Source organism: Thermococcus sp. (assembly GCF_015521605.1).
Taxonomy (GTDB): Archaea; Methanobacteriota_B; Thermococci; order Thermococcales; family Thermococcaceae; genus Thermococcus.
This window is the reverse complement of the sequence record NZ_WANV01000010.1, coordinates 19,119-40,780: the sequence shown is the minus strand read 5'-3', so window position 1 is coordinate 40,780 and position 21,662 is coordinate 19,119. Positions and strand designations below refer to the sequence as shown.

Below are 21,662 nucleotides of genomic sequence, written 5' to 3'. Positions count from 1 at the left end.
GATCATGAGTTACGCCCCAGATGAAGTGATAATCATCGGCGGGCCTGATGCGGTCGTTGAACAGTACGTTTCAGACCTTCAGGAGCTTGGAATTACCGTCGAACGCTGGGGCGGCCAGAACAGATACCAAACCAACATCATAGCAATGGAAAGGGCGGAGGTGGAGTTCCAGCTACAGTTCAACGGGAGTGTCATAGTTGCTGGAAACGACACCCTGGCCATAAGGAACGCCCTTCAGCTCGCGGTTCAGAACGGGGCAGTGATAATCTACGTCAACAAGAGCACCAACGTCACTGGAGTCATGGAGAAGCTCCGGGTGAAAACGGCTACCATGGTCAAGACGCAGGCATCTGAGAGGGTTATGGAGCGCGTTAAGGAGCAGCTCCGCGAGTGCAACTGCACCGCCGCGGAGGTTCAGGTCAACGTCACCAGGGAGACGGTTCTTCAGCTAATGGTTCAGGTCAGGGAGAGGGTCAAAACGATAGAGGAAATAGCCAACGAAACCAACTCCACCCAGCTCATGCAGCAGGTCAGGGTCATGGAAATGACAATGGAGAAGGCCAATACTGCGCTCCAGGCAGGAAACTATACCAGGGCGTACCAGCTGATGCTCGAACTTCAGATCCAGACTGAGTTCGGCCTCAAGATGGCGAACGGTGAAATGAAGGCGATGATGGAGATTAACAAAAAAGTTGCCCTTGAGCGCGAGATAGCCAAGCTGGAGGCCCAGATAAGTGTCATGGAGAGGGCTGGAATAGACGTCAGCTCAATCACCGCCCTGATGGAGGAGCTCAAGGTAATGGTTCAGAACGGCCAGTACGATGAGGCCAAAGAACTCATGAACCAGATAAAGGCCATGATACGGGACGCCTACCAGAACGGAAGGCAGGCCATCAGGGACAGCGCTCAGAAAACCCACGGAATGCGCCCATCACGGCCGTGAATAGACTAACACACGTTGGGCACCACCAACCCCCGGTATGGGAGCTAAAATCAGGGGCTTGAATCAGCTCCTTTCTGCCTCTCCCTTCTCCTTTTCTTCTGCTCCCTCAGGTAGGGGTACCTCATGATGTGGCCGCAGTTGAGGCACTTGATCACGACGTGGGGATAGGGCCTGCTCCTTAACCTCACGCGGGCGTTTTTGCCCGGGACGAGGAAGGAGTTGCACTTTTTGCAGTACCTCCTTTTCCACTTCCTCGGCATCCTTATTCTGGCCTTCTGCTGGACCGCGAGGGCTATCTCAACGTAGCGGTTGGCCAGCTCTGGCTCATAGGGAAAAACCCGCTCTGCGAGGGTAAAGAGGACGTTTACCCTCTCGCGGGCGATTCTGCGCTTTTCCCTCTGCTCCCTCTGGCGAATGAACTTCTTGGACATGCAATCACCCTATCAGCCTGAGTTTTCCTGGGAACGGTTCATATACATATCCCGCCGCTATAAACCTTTCAAGGAGCTCAGAGGCCTCTCTCTCCGAGAAGCCGTCCCGTACCATTTCGCGAACGAAGTCTTCCCTCGTTACCTCGTTCGAGGGGCTCACCGAGGCCAGGTCGTGGAGTATCTCCAGCGCCCTCTGGGCTTTGAGGGTTCCCGGGACGTACATGCGGTATTCCTTCAGGAGCTTTATCATCTCGGAGGGGTGATCCCGGAGAACGACCATCCAGTCGTTTACGATGGCCTCGTTTATCAGCTTGACGTCTCTGGCGGCCCTTTTGGTGGCCCTGCCGTTGAACCTGACTATTGATCCGAAGAGCCTCTTGCCAAGCTCCACCTTGAGCCTGATGTTCATCGGGCCGCTGGGGGCGGTTAAAGCCCGGAAGGGGTCCCCATAGTCGTCCCGCGATTCCCTGAGCCACTTCAGGAATTCCTCCTCAACGACACGGGCCTTTTCCCAGTCAAGCGATCCCAGCTTTTCCCTCTGGGTGAAGATGGTGACTAGAAGGTTCGGTATGAGCTGAAGGAACTCCCTGTTCTCCTCGAAGTATGGTTTTTCCTCGGAGGGCAGGAGAACAAAGGGTGTCTCTGAGATCCTTGCCATCCTGTTGAGGGGATTGGCGTCGACGTTTTTGGGGAGCAGACCGATAGCCCGCTTGTTCAGTATTCTTTCGGCGACCCACTTGGGCAGGCTGACGGTGCCTCTCTTCGTTGGCGGTGTGTAGTACACCATGTCGCTTCCGTTGGGATTTCCGAGCCTGAAATCTATGCCGAGGAAGGGGTCGTCTATTTCAAGAACCCTTTTTCTGGTGAGGCGAACCTCCCAGGGAAGGCTTGAGTAGAAGTACTTTAGGGCCTTCCAGAGGGCCAGGAGTCCGGAATTCTCCCTGTATTTGAACACCGTGAACTCGAACCCCTCGCCCCACTCCTCCCCCGGTATGTACGGGACGCCGTATATCGAGTAGATGAGGGCTTTTCGCATATCATCTCGCAGATACACCGTTCTTTCAAACAGATCCAGGACTTCTTGCCTGCTGAGCGCAAACTCGCGATAGTCCTTCCAGTACTCCGAGTAGTCTTGCCCCTCGATGCTGGAAGCGTGAACCATCCTTAGGCTTCCCCAGGGGTAGGCATCAATAACACCCCTCACGAGAACGTAGCTCCCGGGTTTTGCCCTCCCGGATATTGCAGTCTTTTCCGTTGCCCTGATAACCAGGTACGTGCGGAAGGTCTCACGGCCCAGGGAGGACAGCTCGGATGGTGACAGGGGAGAGAGCATGTAGTAGAGAGCATCCGCCGGCGCATGGGGCGGCCTTCTGCCCAGCAGAAAACCGGCTATCTCAATTTCCTCTCCATTTTTGAGCCGCTGGATCCTTATCTGGAACTCCCTGAGCCGCTTCCCTGGACTGAGCGGCTCTCTCGTCCTCTCAAGCCCCAGCAGTTCAATCAGCTCCTCCATCATTCACCTCCATCGACCGCAAGATTTATAAATGCACCGCGGGAGGTATAGAACGGTACGGCGGTCATAGCGGCGGGGTCACACCCGGTCTCGTTTCGACCCCGGAAGTTAAGCCCGCCAGCGATCCCGGTTGTACTGCCCTCCGGGAGGGGGCGGGAAGCCGGGGACGCCGCCGGCCACTATCCTTCTGATGCACTTCTCGCAAGTCTTAAATCGTTTGGGTGCGTACTTTTTTCGATGAGTCCTATGGTCCCCGAGGAGGAACTCCGGAGGAGATGGAGGCGAACCGTTGAGAGGCTTTTCAGGGAGCGGATTATTCGGAGTGAGGCCGTTAGGGAGGCTTTTCTTAAATACCCGCGCTATCTCTTCGTCCAGAAGCGCTACTGGGACTACGCCCACGTTGATGAGCCCCTCCCGATTCCCGCCGGACAGACGATAAGCGCCCCCCACATGGTTGCGATAATGCTTGAGCTGGCGGAGCTTAAACCGGGGATGAACGTCCTTGAGGTGGGAACCGGTAGCGGATGGAACGCGGCCCTGATAGCAGAGCTCGTCAAGAAGGACGTCTACACTATCGAACGGATCCCCGAACTGGTCGAATTCGCCAGGAGAAACCTTGAGCGGGCTGGAGTGGGACACGTCCACGTGATCCCCGGAGACGGAACCAAGGGCTTTCCACCGAAGGCGCCCTACGACAGGATAATCGTTACCGCCGGGGCGCCTAAGGTTCCCGAGCCCCTCGTGGAACAGCTGAAGCCTGGGGGGAAGCTCCTGATCCCTGTGGGTGGCTACCATCTTTGGCAGGATCTCCTGGAGGTCGTCAAGCTCCCCGATGGTTCGATTGAAACTAAGAACCACGGGGGCGTTGCCTTCGTGCCCCTCATAGGGGAGCACGGCTGGGGGGAATAGGCTTTTAAGACCAACGCCAGCTCTCCTTTAAGGTGGTAAGATGGTCAGGCTCATAGCTTTTGATCTCGAAGGGACTCTGGTCAAATCCGTATCCAGCTGGGTGGAACTCCACAAGAGGTTCGGGACATGGGAGAAGGGAAAGGAATACGCCGAGCTCTTCTTTTCCGGAAAGATTGACTACGTGAAGTGGGCCGAGCTCGATGCCTCCCTCTGGAGGGGCCACACGAGGGAGGAGATAATGGGGTGGGCGAACTCGGTTGAGTACATGGACGGCGCGAAGGAGCTCATCGAGTTTCTGAGAACAAACGACTTCAGGATAGCCATACTGAGCAGTGGTCTCATGTGCCTCGCAGAGCGGATAGCGGGGGAGCTCGGAGTTGATTACGTCTTCGCCAACGAGCTGGTCTTTGACGAGAACGGCGTTGTCACCGGAAAGGTGAAGTCCCTGGTTGACTTCAAGAGCAAGGGGGTCATCCTGCGCGGGCTGAAGAACGAGTTAAGGCCGGAGCTTACCGTTGCGGTGGGCGATGGCTACAACGACCTGAGCATGTTTAGGGAGGCCGACGTCAGCATAGCGATAAACCCCCACGAGGGCGTTGAAGGCGACCACAACGTTGAGAGCCTCTACGAGGTCATGGAGATTGTTAAGGGGCTCATAGAATAACGGGGTCAGTGAAGGGCGTGTTCATCACCGCTCGGCAAAGCAAAAGCTCGTCATCCCCCTGTTGGCCCGACCGGAATCCCCGCCTCACTCCTCCGCGGGGTGGGCGGACGCCGGGCCGGATAGATGTTCGGGGACGGTTTTAAATCATTTTCTTACAGCCCCGCCATCTTGAGCTGAATCCACCAGAAGATATCGCCCCAGAAGTAGCTTATCAGGAAGCCGAGGAAGAGGGCCGGAGCGAAGGGCATCGACTTCTTCCTTAGGAAGAGGTTTTCGAGTTTTCCCTCCTCAACGAGGCGTTTCAGCTCTTCTATCTGCTCCCCGGTCAGTCCCTCGGCTGTTGGGGACGCTATAACCCTGCCGTAGTCCGGGTGGAGGGCGCTCAGGTCGGCACTCAGGAGGGCGTTCTTTATCCTTGTGAATGGATCCGTCCTGTCCCTGAGGATTTCTCCGTCCTTCTCAAAGACGGTCTCACCCAGAATGTCCCACTCCCTGAGCTCATCCACCGTGACCTCTTCCATCAGGATCCCGGTGCGCATGAACTTTACGAGGGATAGGAAGACCTTGAAGATGTACAGCACGGCAAGGAGCCTCAGAAACGCCACCACTGCCGCAGATGGTTCTTGATAGACCAGGTATGCCAGCACCGCAAGTCCCATGAGATCCCCCGCTTTCCTGAACTTCCCCAGGGCGTAGATGACTGCTATCGTGAAGAGCCACGACCAGATTCCAGCCATGGACACCCCGGTCAGGTCGTGGAGAATCAGCCTGAGGCCGAGGGCGGCCATTATCCAGAGGGAGACCTCAAGTGTAAGCCTCGCCCTGTCGGTGAATATACCTTTCAGCTCCCCGAACTTCCTCCTGGCGATGAGCACGCCGAGGGAGTAAAGGAAGATGAAGGGAAACACCGCTATGATGCTGTTGATCAGTATCGTCAGGGGGTAGAGGGGATACTCAACGGTGTATGGGGCAACGACCGAGGCCGTTGCCGGTGCGTAGGGCAGGAGTGCGGAAAATCCGGCGAGTATCACCGCGTCGCCGCTTGCCCATGCCCCAAGGTAGTACAGGAGAAGCCCCAGGATGAGGCCCAACATAAGCCCCATGAATCCCGATGCGGCCAGGAGTGCATCCCCCCGGCTGATTCCGAGGTATATGTAATAGAGTATCCCGACCTCGACGGCGGGTATTATGAGCTTTGAAACCCATCCCGGAAGGTCTTCCTCCCCTTCCTCTTCTTCCTCCCATCCGAGGAGCTTTCCTATGAGGGTTAGCGTCGGGAAGATGTGGGTGTCAAAAACGAATCCGGTCTTTATATCGGTATATGAAGTAACGACTCCCATAACCAGCCCCAGAATCAGGGGAACGTAATCCATGATTTCACCTCATAGGTCTTCGAGGATCTGTTTCCTTATCTGGGTGGTGTAGTTTGATATTGCATCGTTGAGGTTCCTCGTGCTGTTGAGGACAACCCTGGCCGCTATGGTTACCAGAATGAGCACCGCCGCCAGCATGAACAGGTACTCGAGGGCTCCCTGGGCTCGTCTCATCTTCTACACCTAAACATTCTAAGGAGCTAAAGGATTTAAAAGTTTCCATAGGGTAATCTTTTAAGGGAAAAGAGAAGGCCTAACGTGGTGAAAATGAGGGTTTATCACTTGAGGGTTCGCGAGGAGTACCTGGAGTATATAAAGTCCGGAGAAAAGCGGATCGAGGTCAGGGTTGCGTATCCAGCCCTTAGGGGCATAAAAGCGGGAGACAAGCTCATATTCAACGACACGATTCCCGCCGTAGTGACCGGTGTAAAGCGCTACGAGACCTTCCGGCAGGTTCTGAGGGAGGAGCCCATAAAGAAGATATTCCCGGACGAACCGAGCTTTGAGAGGGCGGTTAAGAGGTTCCACGGCATGTACCCAAAGTGGAAGGAGAACCGCTACGGAGTAATCGCCATAAAGTTCAAGCTCCTCGGTGAGGGGAGATGAGGCACCTAGAGTTTGATGGACGCTACGCCGAGGCGATACTGGGGGGAAAGAAGCGGGCAACGGTGAGGCTGGGCAGGAGGCCGAACCTCAAACCCGGGGACGAGGTTCTCATACATTCCGGGGGCAGGGTCATAGCGAGGGCGGTTATCGAGAGGGTCGAGAGCAAGAAGGTGGGCGAGCTCACCGACGAGGACGCTTTTCTGGACGGTTTTTCTGACAGGGAAGAGCTGATAAAGGCCCTCAAAGGCCATTACAAGTACGTCAACGACGACTCCATTGCCCACGTTATAGTCTTTCGCATCGTGGAGCGCTTCAAGAATCCTGTCATGAGTTCGGACTACGCCTACGAGGGCAACCTGCCGGTGGAGATTGCCGAGAAGGCTCTTGAGCACCTCGACCTCCCCGACGAGGACAGGGAACTCCTTGAGCTCTTCCTCCGGGCCGGAAGTCTGAGAAAGGCCGCCCACAGGCTTGGCGGCATGAACAAGAGGTATCTGATCAGGGACGCCCTCAGGAGGGCATACGAGGAGCTGAAAAGGAGGGGAATCATGGGGCCAAAGGTTTGAGCCCCTCAACTACGCTTGTCCCTTCTCCGTTCTTGATCGCCGAGATTACAACCGGGATGAGCTTGAAGGTCCCCCCGTGGATTACCCGCTTGAGGTCTCTCATGAACTCCTCCATCTCGAACTCGTCCCTGAATTCCATCTTTGCTATGAAGTCGTACTCCCCGTAGAGCCAGTACCCTTCGACGGGGAGCTTCTCCAGAACCTCGTCCCGGACGCCCCAGACGAGGAGTATCGCCTCGATCCCCATCACCTCCGTCGCCGACCCCTCCTCCGGATGGGATAAAAGTTTTTCTAGATATTTTCTGTCATCAATGCAAATTTCTGAAAGATTTTTGGGTTCAACTTGTCGTTCTGCCAGGCAACGGTTTTAACGTCCGCCTCCAACTTCCTCCGGTGGTTGTGGTGAAGGCCGTCTTCTTCGATTTCGTGGGCACGCTCATAACGAAGGAGGGCGAAAACGTTACCCATCAGAACATCGTGAGGGAAGTCCTCAAAAGGGCCGGGAGGGAAGACCTCGATTACGTGAGGCTCTGGGAGGAGTACGAGGCCGAGAGTTCCGCCATGTTCAGGGAGCTCGCCGGCAAGCCCTACGTCAGAATACGGGAGGTTGATACCAAGGCCATGAGAAAGGTGGCCGGGCGCTACGGCTTCTCCGTTCCCGACGACTTCTGGGAGATAAGCATCACCATGCACGAGCGCTTTGGGGAGCTCTTCCCAGATGCCGTCGAGACCATCAAGACCCTCAAAGCCCTCGGGCTCCACGTCGGAATCATAACAGACTCTGACAACGACTACATCGAGGCCCACCTCAGGGCCCTCGGAATCTACGACCTGTTCGACAGCATAACGACGAGCGAGGATGCCGGCTTCTACAAGCCCCACGAGATGCCATTCAGGCTCGCCCTCAAAAGGGCCAGCGTTGGAGGGGGCGAGGCCATCTACGTCGGCGACAACCCGTCAAAGGACTGCGTTGGTGCTAAGAAGGTTGGCATGATGAGCATCCTCCTCGACCCGGATGGTGCGAAGAGGGAGCTGTGGGGCAACTGCGACTTCGTGGTCTCGAAACTTAGCGAGGTCGTTGAAATCGTGAAGGGACTGATGGGAAAATGAGTTCCGGATGATAAAAAAGAGTAGCGGGGGTCAGCAACGGCAGGGCTCTTCATCGGCGAGGCCTCGCCTAGCGAAATTGTCATCATTCCCCGGTTTTATTCCTTCTTTCTCATTTGAGCCTCTGGTAGGCGGCCCACATCCTCTGAAGGACGGTTATCCACGCGAGCACCGCCACCAGGTAAACACCGTACTCGACGTGGCCGAAGAGCGCCGCAAATATGAGTATGAGCAGCCTCTCGGCCCTCTCCGCTATTCCAACGGCCAGCCTCCCTGAACCGGCCAGCTCCGCCCTGCACCTCTCGTAGCTCACCAGATAGCTCCCCATGAAGGCGATGAAGGCCACTCGCCAGTCCGCGAGGTTCCCGAGGGCTATTCCGAGGAACACCGCACCGTCGCTTATCCTGTCGAAGGTGGAGTCGAGGAAGGCCCCGAAGCGGCTCGTCTTCCCTGTGAGCCTCGCGAGCGTTCCATCGAGGGCGTCTATAAGCGAGCCGAAAAGTAGAATGAGCGCCGCGATGACCTGTTCTCCCAGGTAGAAGAAGTAAGCACCGGCAAGGCTTATCAGCAGGCCGAGGACTGTTATCTGGTTCGGTGTGACGCCGGCCTTCGCGAGGGGCCTGACGATTGCCTCCAGGTAACCCTTCACGTTCCCGCGGTATCTGTTGAGAACCATTTGAACCCCCTCACTCCAGCTCGATTATCTTTTTGCCCCTCTCCTGCGGGATTATTCTGAGCTTTGCGTTCTGGAACTCCTTCCTCAAGCCCTCCCCGTCGAGGAGCCTGTCGAGGAACACGGCCAGAGCCGCGACCTCGCTGTGAGGCTGGTTCCCCACGCCGACGTTGTAATCGGCGATGTCGTAGACATCCCTCGGCACCTTTTCGGCACCGACTACGACGAGGATGTCCCTTCCATCCTTCAGCTCTTCCCTGATCCCCGGCATGGCGTCGTCGATGTGAACTCCGTACATCGTGAGGTGGACTATCACCCCTCCCCGCTCCTTCCACTCCCTCAGAATTCTCTTCCAGCCGGGGTCGAAGGCTATCTCAAAGGGTCCTCCCCACCTCCGAACAACGTCCTCGACGCTCTCCCTCACGTGCTCGTCTTCCTCGGCGGCGATGATTATTTTATCCGCCCCAAAGGCCCTCGCCGTCAGTGCCACGTGGGTGGTTATCCTCTTGTCCCTCTCGGGCCTGTGTCCGAGTCTCAGAACGGCTATCATCACACCTCCCCCGCAAATATCTTCCAGTACCTGGTGAAGTCGTCCCTCCAGGTCATGTTCTTGTAGAACTCGTACATGGTTTTTACGTCTTGCTCTATCTTGCCCGTGCTGTACTCGCTCAGCACCCTGTTCAGGTCATCTTCACTGGGCGCCGAGGCAAAGAGGAAGAGGGCGTAGAGCCTCTCGTTCTCGTCGAGGTTGTTCATGACTATCATAAGCTTCGAGCGGAGCTCTGGGTTGAGCCTTTCAGTCACCATCTTGAGGAGTCTGTCCTCCAAGTTCGCGAGGAAATCTCCGGTAACATCGACGTGTTCGTGTCCTTTCAGGGTGGCCGGTGCCTGGGCGACCACCCTGTATCCGTCGCGGGTCACGAGCTGATATATCTTCGGGAAGTACGGGCTGGCGATGTACTCGTCAATCGACCCGACGAACCCGTGCCTCACGTCCACTATGTACCATCCGTCGGCGGTGTAGAACTCCGTCATGGGTCTGAGGGTGCAGTCTGTTCCGTTTGAGAGCGTTATTATCCTCGCCGGGATGTCCACCGAGCGGAGCATGGCGGTGATCAGTATTTGTGCCTCGGCGTAGCTTATCCTGTCCTGCTGAAGTATCTTTGAGGGCTCAAGGCTGGACGTCGTGTCGCCCAGGGAATATGTCCTCATCATCCAGCCGTATATTGCCTCCGCGGCCTGGGACTCCGACTCTGCATCCCCGATTACCTTCAGTGCAATGTTTCTGAGCTCCGTCCTGTTGAACTCCGACGTCGAGTTGTAGAGCTCCATCCAGTAGCCGTCAACTATGTACTCGTCGGTTACCCAGTGGTACTTCAGACCGTAGGCCTCCTTGAGGACTTCCCTGCTCTGGTTCCAGGGCCTCCACACTACCTTCATTGGAAAGCTCTTGACGGTGCTGCCCTCGGCGCCGCTTATCGCGTACCTGAGGATGGCCGAGATGTACCCCTCGCGGTAGGCGTAGGGTGCCTTTACAGTGTAGCTCACCCTGACCTCCCCATTTCCGTCGACCGTTGCTGGGAGGGCGTTGGCGCTTACGATCTTCATACCGTTGAACAGGTTGAAGCTGAGGTCGCGGAGCTCTATCGGGACGTCGAGCTTGTTTTTGATGACCACGGTTATATCGGCGGTTTCCCCGCCGCTGATCACACTGGGCGCCTCCACGCTGATCTCGACATCATCAGAGGGCCCGGCTTCGCTCGACACCGTTATCCTGAACTGCCCGTAAAATCCAGTCCAGGAGCGTTTGAGCTCATCGGTGAGCTCAAGAGACAGCTTCAGGTTGTAGACTCCGGGCTTCATCGGTGCCCTTAGAATCCAGACGAGCTGCACCGCATCACCTACGGGTAGTACCTCCGGAAACTTCGGCTCCTGGAGTATCTGAAAGCTGTCGTCGCCCAGAACAAGTGTCGCACCGGTGAGGCCAACCTTGCCGGTGTTATTGACGAGTATCATCACGTGAATCGTTCCGCCCGGCCGTACAAGCGTCTTGTCGACGGAGAACCTGACCTCGGCCGGTGGTTTGAAGAGGCAGCCCGAAACTACCACGATGAGAATCAGCAGGAGAGGGATTAGCTTTCTCATGACCATCTTCCAAACCCTTTAAAGCCCCAACCGTTAATAAGCTTTAGGTGGTGCCGATGATAACGCTGACGACTGACTTCGGCCTGAGGGGCCCTTACGTTGGGGAGATGAAGGCTGCCATGCTGAGGCTCAACCCGGAGGCGGTAATCGTTGATGTCAGCCATTCAATAACCCGGCATTCGGTCCTCGAGGGGTCGTTTGTAATGGAGCAGGTGGTCAAGTACTCTCCCGAGGGAACGGTTCACGTTGGCGTTATTGACCCGGGCGTTGGAACCGAGAGGCGGGCGGTTATAATCGAGGGCGAGCAGTTCCTCGTCGTTCCGGACAACGGCCTGGCCACACTTCCCCTCAAGCACATTAAGGCGAAGAGGGCGTGGGAGATAGACTTCGAGAGGGTAAAGCACTTCACAAAGTGGGAAATAAGCTCGACCTTCCACGGAAGGGACGTTTTTGGCCCCGTTGGGGCGCTCCTTGATGCGTGGGTCGAGCCGGAGAAGCTCGGAAACGAGATCCCGCTGGAAAGCTTAATTAGGCTGGACGTCGAACCGAGGAGGGAAGACGGCCTCTGGCTGCTCAAGGTCATATATATCGACGACTTCGGCAACGTCATACTGAACCTTGAGGGCTACGAAAGGCCCAAGGAAGTCGAGCTGGTTGATCTTCGGCTCAGAATACCCTACCTGGAGACATACGGCCAGGTGAATCCCGGTGAGCTTTTGGCTTTGCCGGGAAGCCACGACTACCTGGAGATAGCCGTCAATCAGGGGAGTGCCGCTGAAAAGCTCGGCCTGAAGGTCGGGGACGAGGTGAGGGTGAGGCTCGTGTAGTGAAGCCAAACTTTTCCCTTGGAATTCGAGGGTAACCTCCTGTTGAGAAGGTTTATCAACTTCAAATCCTTAGATTGGGGTGGTGAGATGATGGGTGAGATAACCGTGAAAATCTCCGTTCCAGATGGGATGGAGGAGCTGTTTAAAAAGGAGCTGGAAGCCCTGACGGCGGGCCTTTTGAAGCTGAAGAAAAAGCCCTCCGTTACCCTGGATGACGTCTTTGGAATTATGCCCTCGGAGAAGTCCTCAAAAGAGATGAGGTTGGAGCTGTATGAGGAGCTATTTGGTTGATTCTTCCGTAATCCTTGAGGCCCTCAAGGGGAATCCTAGGGCGAGGGAGGTGCTGAACGGCCTTGGGAACAACCCCAAGTTCATAAACTCCGTGATATTCAGCGAGGTGCTCTTCATATTCCTGAAGAACATCACCGGGAAAAGCTACCGCACGTTAAGGGGCAACAGAGAGGAACTTCTTAAGCATCGGAACGAGATTTCCAAGCTCCACAGGTTCCTACGCGAGAACTTCTCAGAGCTTCCCCTAACGGAAGAGGTAAGCGACCTCGCTTTTGAACTGATGATGAAACATGCCCTTCTCCCCAACGACGCTATAATCCTTGCTACGGCGAAATTCTACGGAGTGACCTTGGTGACGCTTGATTCCGACTTCGTGGATGCCGCCAAAAACGAAGAAATTTCCCTGATTGGAGGTGAAAGTGATGGTTAAAAGAGGTCTCTTCGTCGGCCGGTTTCAGCCGGTTCACAACGGGCACATTAAGGCCCTTGAATTCGTTTTTTCCCAGGTTGATGAGGTAATCATAGGAATCGGAAGCGCCCAGGCCAGCCACACGCTGAAGAACCCATTCACGACGAGCGAGAGGATGGAAATGCTCATCAGGGCGCTGAACGAGGCGGGTCTGGAGAAGCACTACTACCTGATTCCTCTCCCGGACATAAACTTCAACGCCATCTGGGCGACCTACGTGGTCAGCATGGTTCCGCGCTTCGACGTCGTCTTCACCGGCAACTCGCTCGTTGCACAGCTCTTCCGCGAGAAGGGCTATGAGGTGATAGTTCAACCGATGTTCAGGAAGGACATCCTCTCGGCGACCGAGATACGGAAGCGCATGATCGAGGGACAGCCCTGGGAGGAGCTTGTGCCCAGGAGCGTGGCCGAGTTCATCAGGGAGATAAAGGGATGTGAAAGGATACGCATGCTCGCGACGAACCTTGAGAAGAACGAGAAGGAGCTGCAGGCACCGATAAGGATTCCGGAGTTCTGAGGTGGCGTTATGAGGGACTGGAAGCAGGCGCTTGAGGACTAGGGTTGAGGTTTAGACGCCGGTGCTCCTGCCGTCCTGGATTTGTAGAGCCACATGAACAGGGCTCCCGTTACCAAAAACAGCACCAGGCTCGCCGCGTACGGCAGCGTTGCATGGACGCTCGCCAGTGCGCCGGCAATGAATGGTGTGACGAGGCCGATAAGCCTGTTGTAGCTCGATATTGCAGCGTGGAACTCGCTGGCACGCTCCTTCGGAATCAGCGAGAACTGCCATGAGCGGTAGAAGGGGAGCCAGAGCGTGTTTCCGAAGTCGCCGAGGGCATACACCGCCAGCGCCAGCCAGAAGGGCGGTGAGAGCGCCATGACCAGCGCGTAGACCGCGTTGATAAACATTCCGAGGCCGATGACCTGGAAGTCTCTCCCCTTTGGAACCCTCTCACTGGCGTAGGTGCCGATTATCGATGCCAGACTGCTCGCGCAGGCAATGAGCGTTACCTCAAAGACCGTCTTATGCAGCACGAAGACGACGTAGTTGATGAGCACCAGCTCCGGGGCGAGCGCCCAGGCGAGCGTTAGTAAGGCCTCGAAGGCGAGGAGGAGCTTGAACTCACCAGCCTTGAAGGTGAATCCCTCCGGCGTTATCCTCTCCTCCCTGCCGACCGATGGCAGGAAGAGCCGGATGTAGGCGACCGTAACGGCCGAGAAGAGACCGAAGAATAGGAATGCCCACCGGTAGCTCTCCGCGCCGGGATATAGGTAGCCGAAGATGTAGCCGAGAACCGGGAAGGTTATCAGTCTCGCTATCTCCGGCAGACGGAGGTGCCAGGCGAATATCTCCTCGTACTTGTCCTCTGGGTAGATTATCTGCTCGTAGGCTCGATAGAGGGGGTAGAGGATCGTTGAGAGCTTCTCCACGGTTCTTCCGACGAAGAGCATGAGGGGGGCCATGGCACCTCCGGCAAGGCCGTAGAGGACGTAGGCGATGCCGTCGAGTACGTCTATCGCGATGAGGCCCTTCTTGATGTCCCAGCGGTTGAACAGCCTGCCGAAGAGGTACGTTAAGGGAATCGCGATGATGTTGACGGCCGTGAAGAACGCCCCGACCTCCAGAACCGAGTAGCCGGTCTCCATCAGGTAGAGCGGGAAGAGGATCCAGACTATCAGACCTGGGGCGATGAGTGTGTGGTAGAGCATGTAGGCCTTGGCTTCCCTCGGAATTTCACTCCAGTGCATGGAAAAGGATGAAAAACTTTACATTTAAATTTTGAGGGGACACTTCACATAAATCAGCGCCGGCTCGCCCCATTCTGGGTAGGGGTCAATCAGCGCTATTCTCACGAAGCCGTTCTTTTCATAGAACCGCCTCGTCTCCTCGTAGGGCTTATACGAGAGGTCGCCCGAGGTCTTGACGACGAGAACCTCAAAGCCCCTCTCCCCCGCCCACTCTTCGACGAACAGGAGCAGCCTCGTGCCTATTCCCTTACCCCTCAGCCCCCTCCTAACGGCCATCCAGAGGATTTCGAGGGCCCTATCACTCACCGGCTTTATCGTTGCGAAGCCGAGGACTTGGCCGTCTTCGACGGCTATGAACGTTTCTCCTCTAGTTAAGTCCCGTCCGATGGCCTCTATTCCCCTCTCGTTGAACCACTCTGGCAGCTCCCTGACAATTTCAATGCAGGCGCGCCTTTCAATTTCAGTTTCGAGGGACTTGATTCTCATTGAACCTCCCCCTTTTCTCAAGGTGCCCTTAAAGTCCTTCTTACGGGAGTTTCTTCCTGAACACCAGCACGTTCGGTTCCTCTGTCTCGTCCCAGAGGAAGAGGCCGAGCCTTTTCAGTCCCGGGAGGACGGGTTTCATGCCGCTGGGAATCATGAGGTCGAACTCTTCCCGCCCCATTTTCATGGCAGCCCACGCCATTCCCGGAAGCATAGCCCTTAGGCACGCTAGGCCCGTGGAAAGAGGGGTAAACGTTGCCTCCCCTTTCGGGGTAAGAAACTTGAAGCCGTTGATCTCGTACACCTCTCCCTTTTCCCTCAGCCATCTCAGGGCTTCCTCGCTTCTGTGAACAAATTTCCAGCCAAGGGGGACGATACCAAAGGCCAGGTCATCAATGCTCAGCTCCGCCCTCTCGACGGCCTCCGGTTCGAAGGTGGAAACCTTTGCCCCCATGTTGAAGAACTTCGCGATTATTGAGAACCCGTCCCTCTTCGCCATCGCAATGCTCTCCCTGTTCAGGAAGTACGTGGAGAACTCAAGGGCTTCGATCCTTCCCTCCCGGGCGAGCCCCTCGCCCAGTTCGAGCATGAAGCTGTGCAAGAGCCTTCCGTATCCCCTGCCGCGGTAGTCAGGGTGAACGCGAAGTCCCTCCAGCCAGCCAACTTTTCCCGGCAAAAGGGTGAGCTTGGCAGTTCCTATTACTTTCCCACCGAGCTCAAGGACGTAGAAGTTCCCGTCCTTGACCCAATCGTCGAAGACCCTCGCCAGATAGTCCTCACCACCCCAGGTTAAACGCGCTATCTCCTCGATGAAGGGCCTGTCCTCGGGTTGGGCTTCGCGGATGGTTGGGTTCATAGCCTTCACCTGCGGGTATTTCGACACTCAGGATTTTATGCTTTTGTGTTCCTCGAAGTATCTTCTACTAGAATGAACAGAAATACGTCTCTGCAGTTGGGTACGGGAGACAGAAAGGAAGAAGGGCTGTTTTCGACGTCTTCATTTCCGGATCACCGCTACGTAGCTTTTAGCGACTTGCCTTAAATGGTTGGAAGGCTTTGTAAAACGCTATCCCCAACAAGAACCCAATGTAGAAAAGGAGGGTAACAACTACTCCACCCGAACTCTCATCGTAGTAGCCGGGACTTAATACCCTCGCAGTCATGACCTGGAGGAGTATTGTGAGTGGTGTTGTCAAAGTTGCCAAGGCTCCAAACTCTCCAGCTGGAACACGGAGATATGAAAGAAAGAGAAGCGTTGCAAGGGCAGGAACAAAAATAATAACCCCAACAACGGCCAGATCGCCCCCTACGTCAGTGATCCAGCCCCCAATTTTACTGAGGATAAGCATCATTAGCTCAATGATCAGGGCTATGAAAACAATAGAAAGTGTGAATTCCTTTGCTGTCATAGGGATAACCTCCAAACGCTTTTGAACTATGGTTGCTGTTATTCCATTTTATCTACGATCTACAATATTTATCTAACACCATGTCAAGTTTTTTCATCAATCTCTACGACATCCCAGCTTTTCCATCCTCCCTCTCCAAAGGCCACTATATAAAGGTAGTAAGTCCCAGTTTTTTGGACATGTATCTCAACTCGAAAGTCTATAGTTTCATTGGGTTTTAAAGGGAACTCCTGAGGGATGATTTTGATATCTAAGCCATCTACACCTGTGAGTTTTCCCTGCATATAGCTCCAAGAATCCTTTGAAGCTTCCGGACCGAGATATGCCTTCAATACTACGTGGCCATCATAGTAGCATGTAATCTCAGACCCACCAGCTTCCCCTACGTGGTATTCCCTCCCTGTGATATGACCTCTAACCACAAAATGTCTTCCTTCACTGATAATGAGCTTCTTTTTATCCAGCTGTAGGGAGTGAGTATTTAGCTCTCCATAACCAGGGCGCAGGCATTCATGTCTTACAGTATTATCAGGGTTTTTTTGAAGTTTCCCCAAACATTGGTAGGGGTTTATACATTGTTAGTACCACCATAATAATTATCAAAAAAAATAATAAGAAAAGAACGCTGGAGCTTCTCACATGCATCTGCATTCCCTCCTCAATTCGGCGTCAGAAGCCATATGCCGGTTTTCCCATAGTAATAATGTATCTCTACCTTAAGTCCGTCTCCTATAGCTTGCTGGGCCTCTTCACTAACCCACGGTTTCCAATCTGGATAAAATCCCCCATTGGAGTTATAGGCCCGTACCTGGTAAAAATATGTATCTCCTGGGAGATCCGATTTGCTTGTAACATCATACCCCTCTAAGGCTACAAACACAGCATTTCCGAATTGGTCAAATATATCTGTATAAAGAGTTGTGCATTTATTCGTTGTTACATCACATGTCTCGACTGACCACATTGCAAGATTCTCATGCCAGTCCATCACACCATAGATCGTATCACCAACACTCACATCGATAGGAGTGCTGTATAAAGAATCACTGCCCATAACCCACCAAGATGCAATTGTCCATTTTGGAGATTCCCTATTCTTCCATTCCAATACTGGCTGTATAATGGCACTTCCATCACTAGGTTCTATTGCCGGGAATAAAAATATAGTGCTTGAGGTGGTAGATGGTGAAGTAGGAACATCCCAATATGCAGAGAACCATGTAACTTCCGATACATGCCAGTCCTGTGCATCCTCTATCCATCCATCGAAATCAGGAAGGAATGCTGAGCTCTTGCTTTTGATTTTATTTGTATTTGTGTCTTTTTCCATAATGGTCAAAATGACATCTCCCCTGTAAATCACTTTCGTTATGCCTCTTTTGTAGTATACATGTGCTCCCGAAGGTACTGGATAAACACGAGTTATTGGGACTTCTCCTCTTGTTGGAACATATACTTTTTGCACGTTGTCATCACATACACTCACGATTAGTTCATGCTGCTTGTTGTAAATTAGCGTTCTTCCATTTTCGTGAATTACATACGCCCCAAATGGAACTACATACCTATCCCCATTGTAAGTTAGAACTTTAAGTGGCTGTTCTTTCTCTTGGTTTGGTGCTGCACTCCCAAAAGAACTCAAAACCAACAAACCAAGTAACAAAACACTCAGCAATTTCCACCGCATTGGCATCCCCACATGGATTTTCATAATATTGTGTGCGTTCAAACTATTTAAGAATTCCTTGTTACATAAGTAAAAATCACTCAGAAAAAAAAGTAACTTGTAACACTATCGTTTCTAGAAATAGCCGAGATTAAAGCAAAATAACTTTGGAGAGCAATTTAAAGTGCTGAGAAGTTCACAATAATCAGAACAAGACGTTAGGTAGAAGTCCTACACTTAATTATTTCCCTCGAGTCATGCTCAACTTGACAAAACAAGCATACGACAGAACTGTCCCAGCGCATGCCAGTCCAGCCGCGGAGAGGGAAGCGGTCAACACCGCCATTCCTTTTTCAATCGCCCACGCAAAAGCTAACTGCGACAGCGGAATAGCGAGCGTCGCGAGGGCGTCAAAGATGCCCCTCGCCGTCCCGAGGCTTTCGAGGGGGATAACCTTCTGCATCAGGCTGTCGAAGGAGACGTTTAAGAGCTCCCCGCCGAAGCCCACCAGGAAGACCGCAGGGAACAATGCTATCACGGCGGGAAGGCCTACGATGAGGAGAGCGATGCTCTGGAGGAGCATTCCGGCCATCAGCGGGCGCTTTAGCCCGGCCAGTTTTCTGCCCGCCAGGTAGGTCAGCCCCGCCACCGCCACAAGGCTTCCGACCGTCGTGAGCCCCTGGAGGAGGCCGTACAGAACCTTGCCCCCGGCGAGTTCCCTCAGCGAGGCAAAAACGAATATCCTGAAGGAGCCGAGGGCGAAGTTGAAGAGCAGCACCGAGGCTAGGACTCCAACCACGAGCCTTTTGTCCACCTTCAACCGCTTCTCCTCCAGCTTCTCAGCCGTCCTTTCGCGCTTCACCTCGACGTTCAGGTAGGGAAGGAGCGTGAGCGCACCGAGGAGAAGGAGAACCGCATCGATGAACATCGCCCTTACCCCGAAGCGGTACGCCAGAAACCCCGCGATGGGAAACGCAACCAGCGAGACCGTGTTCCCGACCGTTGCCAGCGCCGCGTTCAGTCCCTGAAGCTCAGACTCGTCAAGGGTCATGGTCGCTATAAGCGAGAACCCGTAGTAGCGGTGGAGGATATCCAGGGTGGAGATGCCGGAGACGACGAGGTAGAAGGCCCAGACGTTCGAGGAGAGCGGTACTATTGCGACAGCGAGAAAGGCCTGAAGGAGCAGAGCCAGGAACGCCAGCCTGACCTTCTTTCTGGTTTTATCAAGTGTTCTGCCTAGGAGGGGAGGAAGGATGATCCATGGCAGGTGGGTGAAGAGCGCAAAACCCCCGATGCTCACCAGTGAGCCGGTGGCATCGAGCAGGCTCCACGGCAGGGCGACGCTCTCGATTGCATCGCCTGCGGTTCGGAGGGCTGAGGTGAGCAGGTGGAGGTTGTAGAGGCGGCGGTTCATGGTGGGGAGTGAGGCGGAGGGGTTAAAAAGACTTGTGAATTCCCTTTCATAGGTGACTTCCTTGGAGTGGGACTTCGATTCCTGGGCCGAAACCTATGACGAGGACGTTAGGATAGAGGATTGGATTCACGCCGATTACGAGAGGGTTCTAACGCTCGTGGCGGGGAAGGTCAGTGGAACTGTTGTGGACATCGGCTGCGGAACGGGCAACATCCTGCGCTTTCTCAAGTGCGAACGCTACATCGGGGTTGAGCCTTCCCGCGGGATGAGGGTGAAGTTCAGGGAAAAACACGGCTTTGAGCCTTTCAATGGGCATTTTCTCCACATTCCCCTGCCTGACGGAACGGCCGATGTCGTGATAAGCACCTACGCTCTCCATCACATGCCGGATGAGGAAAAGAAGGACGCGCTGAAGGAGATGCTCCGCATTCTAAAGCCAGAAGGGAAAATCGTCATCGCCGATGTGATGTTTGAGTCAGAGGAGAAAAAGATGAGAATCGGGGAGGAGGACGGTCTGAAGGAGGAGATAGAGGACGAGTACTTCGCCACCGTTGATGAGCTGAGGAAAATCTGCACGAAGCTAGGGCTGGAGTGCCGGTTCGAGAGGGTGAACCGCTACGTCTGGATTGCAGAAATTGAACTGCTCATCCCTGACCGGAAAGGCTAAAGGAGTGACCACCCTATGGACAATCATGCCCGATGAAGACCTTGCCAGGGAAGTTCAGGAACTCAGGAAAGCCCTTGAGGAGCTCAGGGAGAGCTTCGCCGTCGTTTCCCAGATGGCGCAGGCTTATTTGAGGCTCATCAACGTCTACACCCAGTACGGCGGGCTCGGTATAGACGTCGTCGTGCCCGAGATACGGAACGACCCAATAGCGAGGGAAATCGTGAGGGTTCTCTTCGACCTGAGGAGGGCGAACGTCAGCCAGATAACCCGCGAACTGAAGGGGAGGCGCGGGAAGGCCTCGCGGAACACTGTCAGGGCGAAACTGGCCGAGCTGAGGGAGATGGGCATCGTCGTCGAGGCTCCCGGCGAGAGGGGGAAGGTCTACGCCCTCTCCAAGCAGGTGGTCAAAAAGTGGCTCGAAATGATCGGAATGCCGATTAGGCTTGACCAGACTAATGATTATTGAGGTGGTTGATATGGTGGATGAAAATGCCGGAGCCCCAAAGAAGCTGGAGGAACTCCTCGACGAGCTGGTCGAGGAGATAAGGAACGCAAAGAGCGAGGAGGAGGTTGAACTCCTCAAGAAGAAGGCCGAGATTGTGGAAGACCTCATCGAGACCTACGAGGGCGACAAGGACCTCGAAAAGATTCCGGCCATCATGGACAAGGTCGGGGAGATGATCGAGGACATCCTTCAGCCGCTCAAGGAGCTCCTCAACGAGCTCTACAGCCCCGAGAGGGTTCAGGCCATGGGAAGGAGCGTGGCGGAGTTCTACAAGAACCTCACGGAGGCAGGCATGGACAAGGATGCGGCCCTTGAGCTGACGAAGGAGTACATGGACGCGATAAACCCCGGGAAGAAGCTCATGGAGATGCTCGGGGGACTCATCGGGAAGGGCAACCACGGCAACTGGATTATGATGCACGGGGCCAGAAAGCCCGAAAACGGGAAGGAGTGAGCTTGGTGGCCCTCCTTCGCTTTTTTCTCCGACTGCCCGTGATATTGTTCAGGGTAGTGGGTATATTTAAGGTGGCAAACCGGACAAAACGGCGGTTCAGGAGGGAGCTCCTCCGCGAGGGACTTCCAAGCGAGGTCGTCGATGAGCTGGTTAGGGACTTTGACCTATCCGCGCCGCTCAAAAAGGCGTTCTCCGGATTTTCCCGGAGGTAGTCGCTTTTTTCACCCCCAAATTCCCTTTCAATTTGTTTTAATGAGATAGTTATGGTTCCCTGCGAACCTCTCGTAGATCAGCTCGTCGATATACCTCCCGTCGCTCCAGACGTGCTCCCTGAAGCGACCGCTCAATGTAAATCCGTTCTTTTCGAGAACCCTTATCGAGGGCGTGTTGTCCTCGTGCACCTTCGCCCAGACCTTGCGGAGGTTGAGGTGCCTGAAGGCGTACTCGCAGAGGAGTTTGACGGCCTCGGTGCCGTAGCCCTTTCCCCTCTCGTCTGGTGCCAGATAGTATAGTATCTCGCCCCACCTCGCCTGATAGTTCACCCAGTTGAAGCCCGCTATACCTACGAGCTTTCCGGTTTCGTTTTCAATCACGGCAAACGTCGGCATCTTGTCCTTGTTCTTCTTCAGCTCCTCATAGAACTCATCTTCCTCCTCTGGCAGGGTGAAGTGGGCCGAGTTGAAGAGGTGCCTTACGGTGCTCCTCTCGTTGAACCACTCCCAGCTTTTGCCAAGGTCTTCCTTTAAGAGGATCCCCAGCGAGACTTTCTTACCTTTGAGAACGATGGGCCTCATTGTG

The 21,662-nt window shown here is 54.6% G+C and carries 30 protein-coding genes and 1 rRNA gene; 15 read left to right on the top strand and 16 right to left on the bottom strand.

Features of this window, described 5'->3' with window-relative positions; genetic code table 11:
• Positions 1-943: cell wall-binding repeat-containing protein (locus F7C11_RS01725; RefSeq protein ID WP_297090317.1), on the top strand; the 943-nt coding region annotated here is incomplete at its 5' end.
• A 50-nt stretch (positions 944-993) separates the two neighbouring features.
• On the opposite strand, the gene F7C11_RS01720 is transcribed toward F7C11_RS01725, so the two are convergent.
• Entirely contained in the window at positions 994-1,374 is a 381-nt protein-coding gene (locus F7C11_RS01720; protein ID WP_297090315.1) for a ribonuclease P protein component 4, read from the bottom strand.
• Positions 1,375-1,378: 4 nt separating this feature from the next.
• Positions 1,379-2,890, bottom strand: a complete 1,512-nt coding sequence (locus F7C11_RS01715) for a hypothetical protein (RefSeq protein ID WP_297090313.1) — start codon at positions 2,888-2,890, stop codon at positions 1,379-1,381.
• A 53-nt stretch (positions 2,891-2,943) separates the two neighbouring features.
• Between F7C11_RS01715 and rrf the strand changes: the two genes are divergently transcribed.
• The 3 genes from rrf (at position 2,944) to F7C11_RS01700 (ending at position 4,460) form a co-directional block, all read left to right on the top strand.
• A 5S ribosomal RNA gene (gene rrf, locus F7C11_RS01710) occupies positions 2,944-3,065 on the top strand.
• A gap of 68 nt (positions 3,066-3,133) precedes the next feature.
• On the top strand, positions 3,134-3,796 hold the full coding sequence (locus F7C11_RS01705) for a protein-L-isoaspartate(D-aspartate) O-methyltransferase (RefSeq protein WP_297090338.1): 663 nt from the start codon (positions 3,134-3,136) through the stop codon (positions 3,794-3,796).
• A gap of 40 nt (positions 3,797-3,836) precedes the next feature.
• Positions 3,837-4,460: an HAD-IB family phosphatase gene (locus F7C11_RS01700; RefSeq protein WP_297090311.1), complete on the top strand. Its 624-nt coding sequence runs from the start codon at positions 3,837-3,839 to the stop codon at positions 4,458-4,460.
• Between the two features lie 152 nt (positions 4,461-4,612).
• Here the strand turns inward: F7C11_RS01700 and F7C11_RS01695 are convergent, their stop codons facing one another.
• Complete coding sequence (locus F7C11_RS01695; RefSeq protein WP_297090309.1) at positions 4,613-5,833, bottom strand: A24 family peptidase C-terminal domain-containing protein; 1,221 nt, start codon at positions 5,831-5,833, stop codon at positions 4,613-4,615.
• A 9-nt stretch (positions 5,834-5,842) separates the two neighbouring features.
• Positions 5,843-6,007 (bottom strand): class III signal peptide-containing protein, encoded by a 165-nt coding sequence (locus F7C11_RS01690; RefSeq protein ID WP_297090307.1) that lies wholly within the window; start codon positions 6,005-6,007, stop codon positions 5,843-5,845.
• A 93-nt stretch (positions 6,008-6,100) separates the two neighbouring features.
• On the opposite strand from F7C11_RS01690, the gene F7C11_RS01685 reads away from it, so the two are divergent.
• Both F7C11_RS01685 and F7C11_RS01680 read left to right on the top strand, forming a co-directional pair.
• The gene (locus F7C11_RS01685) at positions 6,101-6,439 is read left to right on the top strand and encodes an ASCH domain-containing protein (protein ID WP_297090336.1); all 339 of its coding nucleotides are present in this window, start codon (positions 6,101-6,103) and stop codon (positions 6,437-6,439) included.
• Positions 6,436-7,005: an ASCH domain-containing protein gene (locus F7C11_RS01680; RefSeq protein WP_297090305.1), complete on the top strand. Its 570-nt coding sequence runs from the start codon at positions 6,436-6,438 to the stop codon at positions 7,003-7,005. Before F7C11_RS01685 ends, F7C11_RS01680 begins: the two co-directional genes overlap by 4 nt.
• Here the strand turns inward: F7C11_RS01680 and F7C11_RS01675 are convergent.
• Entirely contained in the window at positions 6,986-7,252 is a 267-nt protein-coding gene (locus F7C11_RS01675; RefSeq protein ID WP_297090304.1) for a hypothetical protein, read from the bottom strand. The genes F7C11_RS01680 and F7C11_RS01675 overlap by 20 nt on opposite strands.
• A gap of 155 nt (positions 7,253-7,407) precedes the next feature.
• Here F7C11_RS01675 and F7C11_RS01670 point away from each other — a divergent pair, with 155 nt between their 5' ends.
• Positions 7,408-8,115 carry a TIGR02253 family HAD-type hydrolase gene (locus F7C11_RS01670; RefSeq protein WP_297090334.1) on the top strand — a complete coding sequence of 236 codons (708 nt, stop codon included), beginning with the start codon at positions 7,408-7,410 and terminating at the stop codon, positions 8,113-8,115.
• 109 nt (positions 8,116-8,224) lie between these two features.
• On the opposite strand, the gene pgsA is transcribed toward F7C11_RS01670, so the two are convergent.
• Genes pgsA through F7C11_RS01655 form a run of 3 tightly spaced genes read right to left on the bottom strand, consistent with a single transcriptional unit; the run spans position 8,225 to position 10,936 of the window.
• On the bottom strand, positions 8,225-8,788 hold the full coding sequence (pgsA, locus tag F7C11_RS01665; protein ID WP_297090302.1) for an archaetidylinositol phosphate synthase: 564 nt from the start codon (positions 8,786-8,788) through the stop codon (positions 8,225-8,227).
• Positions 8,789-8,798: 10 nt separating this feature from the next.
• Positions 8,799-9,335, bottom strand: a complete 537-nt coding sequence (locus F7C11_RS01660; protein ID WP_297090300.1) for a tRNA (cytidine(56)-2'-O)-methyltransferase — start codon at positions 9,333-9,335, stop codon at positions 8,799-8,801.
• The gene (locus tag F7C11_RS01655) at positions 9,335-10,936 is read right to left on the bottom strand and encodes a transglutaminase domain-containing protein (protein WP_297090298.1); all 1,602 of its coding nucleotides are present in this window, start codon (positions 10,934-10,936) and stop codon (positions 9,335-9,337) included. Before F7C11_RS01655 ends, F7C11_RS01660 begins: the two co-directional genes overlap by 1 nt.
• 50 nt (positions 10,937-10,986) lie before the next feature.
• Between F7C11_RS01655 and F7C11_RS01650 the strand changes: the two genes are divergently transcribed.
• From F7C11_RS01650 to F7C11_RS01635, 4 genes are all read left to right on the top strand, one after another.
• Positions 10,987-11,757 carry an S-adenosyl-l-methionine hydroxide adenosyltransferase family protein gene (locus tag F7C11_RS01650; RefSeq protein ID WP_297090332.1) on the top strand — a complete coding sequence of 257 codons (771 nt, stop codon included), beginning with the start codon at positions 10,987-10,989 and terminating at the stop codon, positions 11,755-11,757.
• 87 nt (positions 11,758-11,844) lie between these two features.
• Complete coding sequence (locus tag F7C11_RS01645; protein WP_297090296.1) at positions 11,845-12,048, top strand: hypothetical protein; 204 nt, start codon at positions 11,845-11,847, stop codon at positions 12,046-12,048.
• Complete coding sequence (locus tag F7C11_RS01640; RefSeq protein ID WP_297090294.1) at positions 12,029-12,478, top strand: type II toxin-antitoxin system VapC family toxin; 450 nt, start codon at positions 12,029-12,031, stop codon at positions 12,476-12,478. The genes F7C11_RS01645 and F7C11_RS01640 overlap by 20 nt, the downstream gene beginning before the upstream one ends.
• A complete protein-coding gene (locus F7C11_RS01635) occupies positions 12,471-13,034 on the top strand; it encodes a nicotinamide-nucleotide adenylyltransferase (RefSeq protein ID WP_297090292.1) in 564 nt (187 codons plus the stop codon). Before F7C11_RS01640 ends, F7C11_RS01635 begins: the two co-directional genes overlap by 8 nt.
• A gap of 38 nt (positions 13,035-13,072) precedes the next feature.
• Here the strand turns inward: F7C11_RS01635 and F7C11_RS01630 are convergent, their stop codons facing one another.
• The 7 genes from F7C11_RS01630 to F7C11_RS01600 all read right to left on the bottom strand — a co-directional run bounded on the left by F7C11_RS01630 (position 13,073) and on the right by F7C11_RS01600 (position 19,238).
• On the bottom strand, positions 13,073-14,266 hold the full coding sequence (locus tag F7C11_RS01630) for an MFS transporter (protein WP_297090290.1): 1,194 nt from the start codon (positions 14,264-14,266) through the stop codon (positions 13,073-13,075).
• Positions 14,267-14,290: 24 nt separating this feature from the next.
• Entirely contained in the window at positions 14,291-14,752 is a 462-nt protein-coding gene (locus F7C11_RS01625; RefSeq protein ID WP_297090288.1) for a GNAT family N-acetyltransferase, read from the bottom strand.
• A 40-nt stretch (positions 14,753-14,792) separates the two neighbouring features.
• Positions 14,793-15,605 (bottom strand): GNAT family N-acetyltransferase, encoded by an 813-nt coding sequence (locus F7C11_RS01620; protein ID WP_297090330.1) that lies wholly within the window; start codon positions 15,603-15,605, stop codon positions 14,793-14,795.
• A gap of 169 nt (positions 15,606-15,774) precedes the next feature.
• Positions 15,775-16,158, bottom strand: coding sequence for a hypothetical protein (locus F7C11_RS01615; RefSeq protein WP_297090287.1), 384 nt, complete (start codon positions 16,156-16,158; stop codon positions 15,775-15,777).
• 83 nt (positions 16,159-16,241) lie between these two features.
• Positions 16,242-16,712, bottom strand: a complete 471-nt coding sequence (locus F7C11_RS01610) for a hypothetical protein (RefSeq protein WP_297090285.1) — start codon at positions 16,710-16,712, stop codon at positions 16,242-16,244.
• Positions 16,713-16,816: 104 nt separating this feature from the next.
• Entirely contained in the window at positions 16,817-17,851 is a 1,035-nt protein-coding gene (locus F7C11_RS01605) for a hypothetical protein (protein WP_297090283.1), read from the bottom strand.
• A 214-nt stretch (positions 17,852-18,065) separates the two neighbouring features.
• Positions 18,066-19,238, bottom strand: a complete 1,173-nt coding sequence (locus tag F7C11_RS01600) for an MFS transporter (RefSeq protein ID WP_297090281.1) — start codon at positions 19,236-19,238, stop codon at positions 18,066-18,068.
• Between the two features lie 52 nt (positions 19,239-19,290).
• On the opposite strand from F7C11_RS01600, the gene F7C11_RS01595 reads away from it, so the two are divergent.
• The 4 genes from F7C11_RS01595 to F7C11_RS01580 all read left to right on the top strand — a co-directional run bounded on the left by F7C11_RS01595 (position 19,291) and on the right by F7C11_RS01580 (position 21,076).
• Positions 19,291-19,905, top strand: a complete 615-nt coding sequence (locus F7C11_RS01595; protein ID WP_297090280.1) for a class I SAM-dependent methyltransferase — start codon at positions 19,291-19,293, stop codon at positions 19,903-19,905.
• A gap of 25 nt (positions 19,906-19,930) precedes the next feature.
• On the top strand, positions 19,931-20,371 hold the full coding sequence (locus F7C11_RS01590) for an ArsR family transcriptional regulator (RefSeq protein WP_297090278.1): 441 nt from the start codon (positions 19,931-19,933) through the stop codon (positions 20,369-20,371).
• A gap of 10 nt (positions 20,372-20,381) precedes the next feature.
• Entirely contained in the window at positions 20,382-20,864 is a 483-nt protein-coding gene (locus F7C11_RS01585; protein WP_297090277.1) for a hypothetical protein, read from the top strand.
• 71 nt (positions 20,865-20,935) lie between these two features.
• Positions 20,936-21,076 carry a hypothetical protein gene (locus F7C11_RS01580; protein WP_297090274.1) on the top strand — a complete coding sequence of 47 codons (141 nt, stop codon included), beginning with the start codon at positions 20,936-20,938 and terminating at the stop codon, positions 21,074-21,076.
• Positions 21,077-21,103: 27 nt separating this feature from the next.
• Here F7C11_RS01580 and F7C11_RS01575 read toward each other — a convergent pair whose 3' ends face one another.
• Positions 21,104-21,658 carry a GNAT family N-acetyltransferase gene (locus F7C11_RS01575; protein ID WP_297090272.1) on the bottom strand — a complete coding sequence of 185 codons (555 nt, stop codon included), beginning with the start codon at positions 21,656-21,658 and terminating at the stop codon, positions 21,104-21,106.
• Positions 21,659-21,662 lie beyond the last annotated feature (4 nt).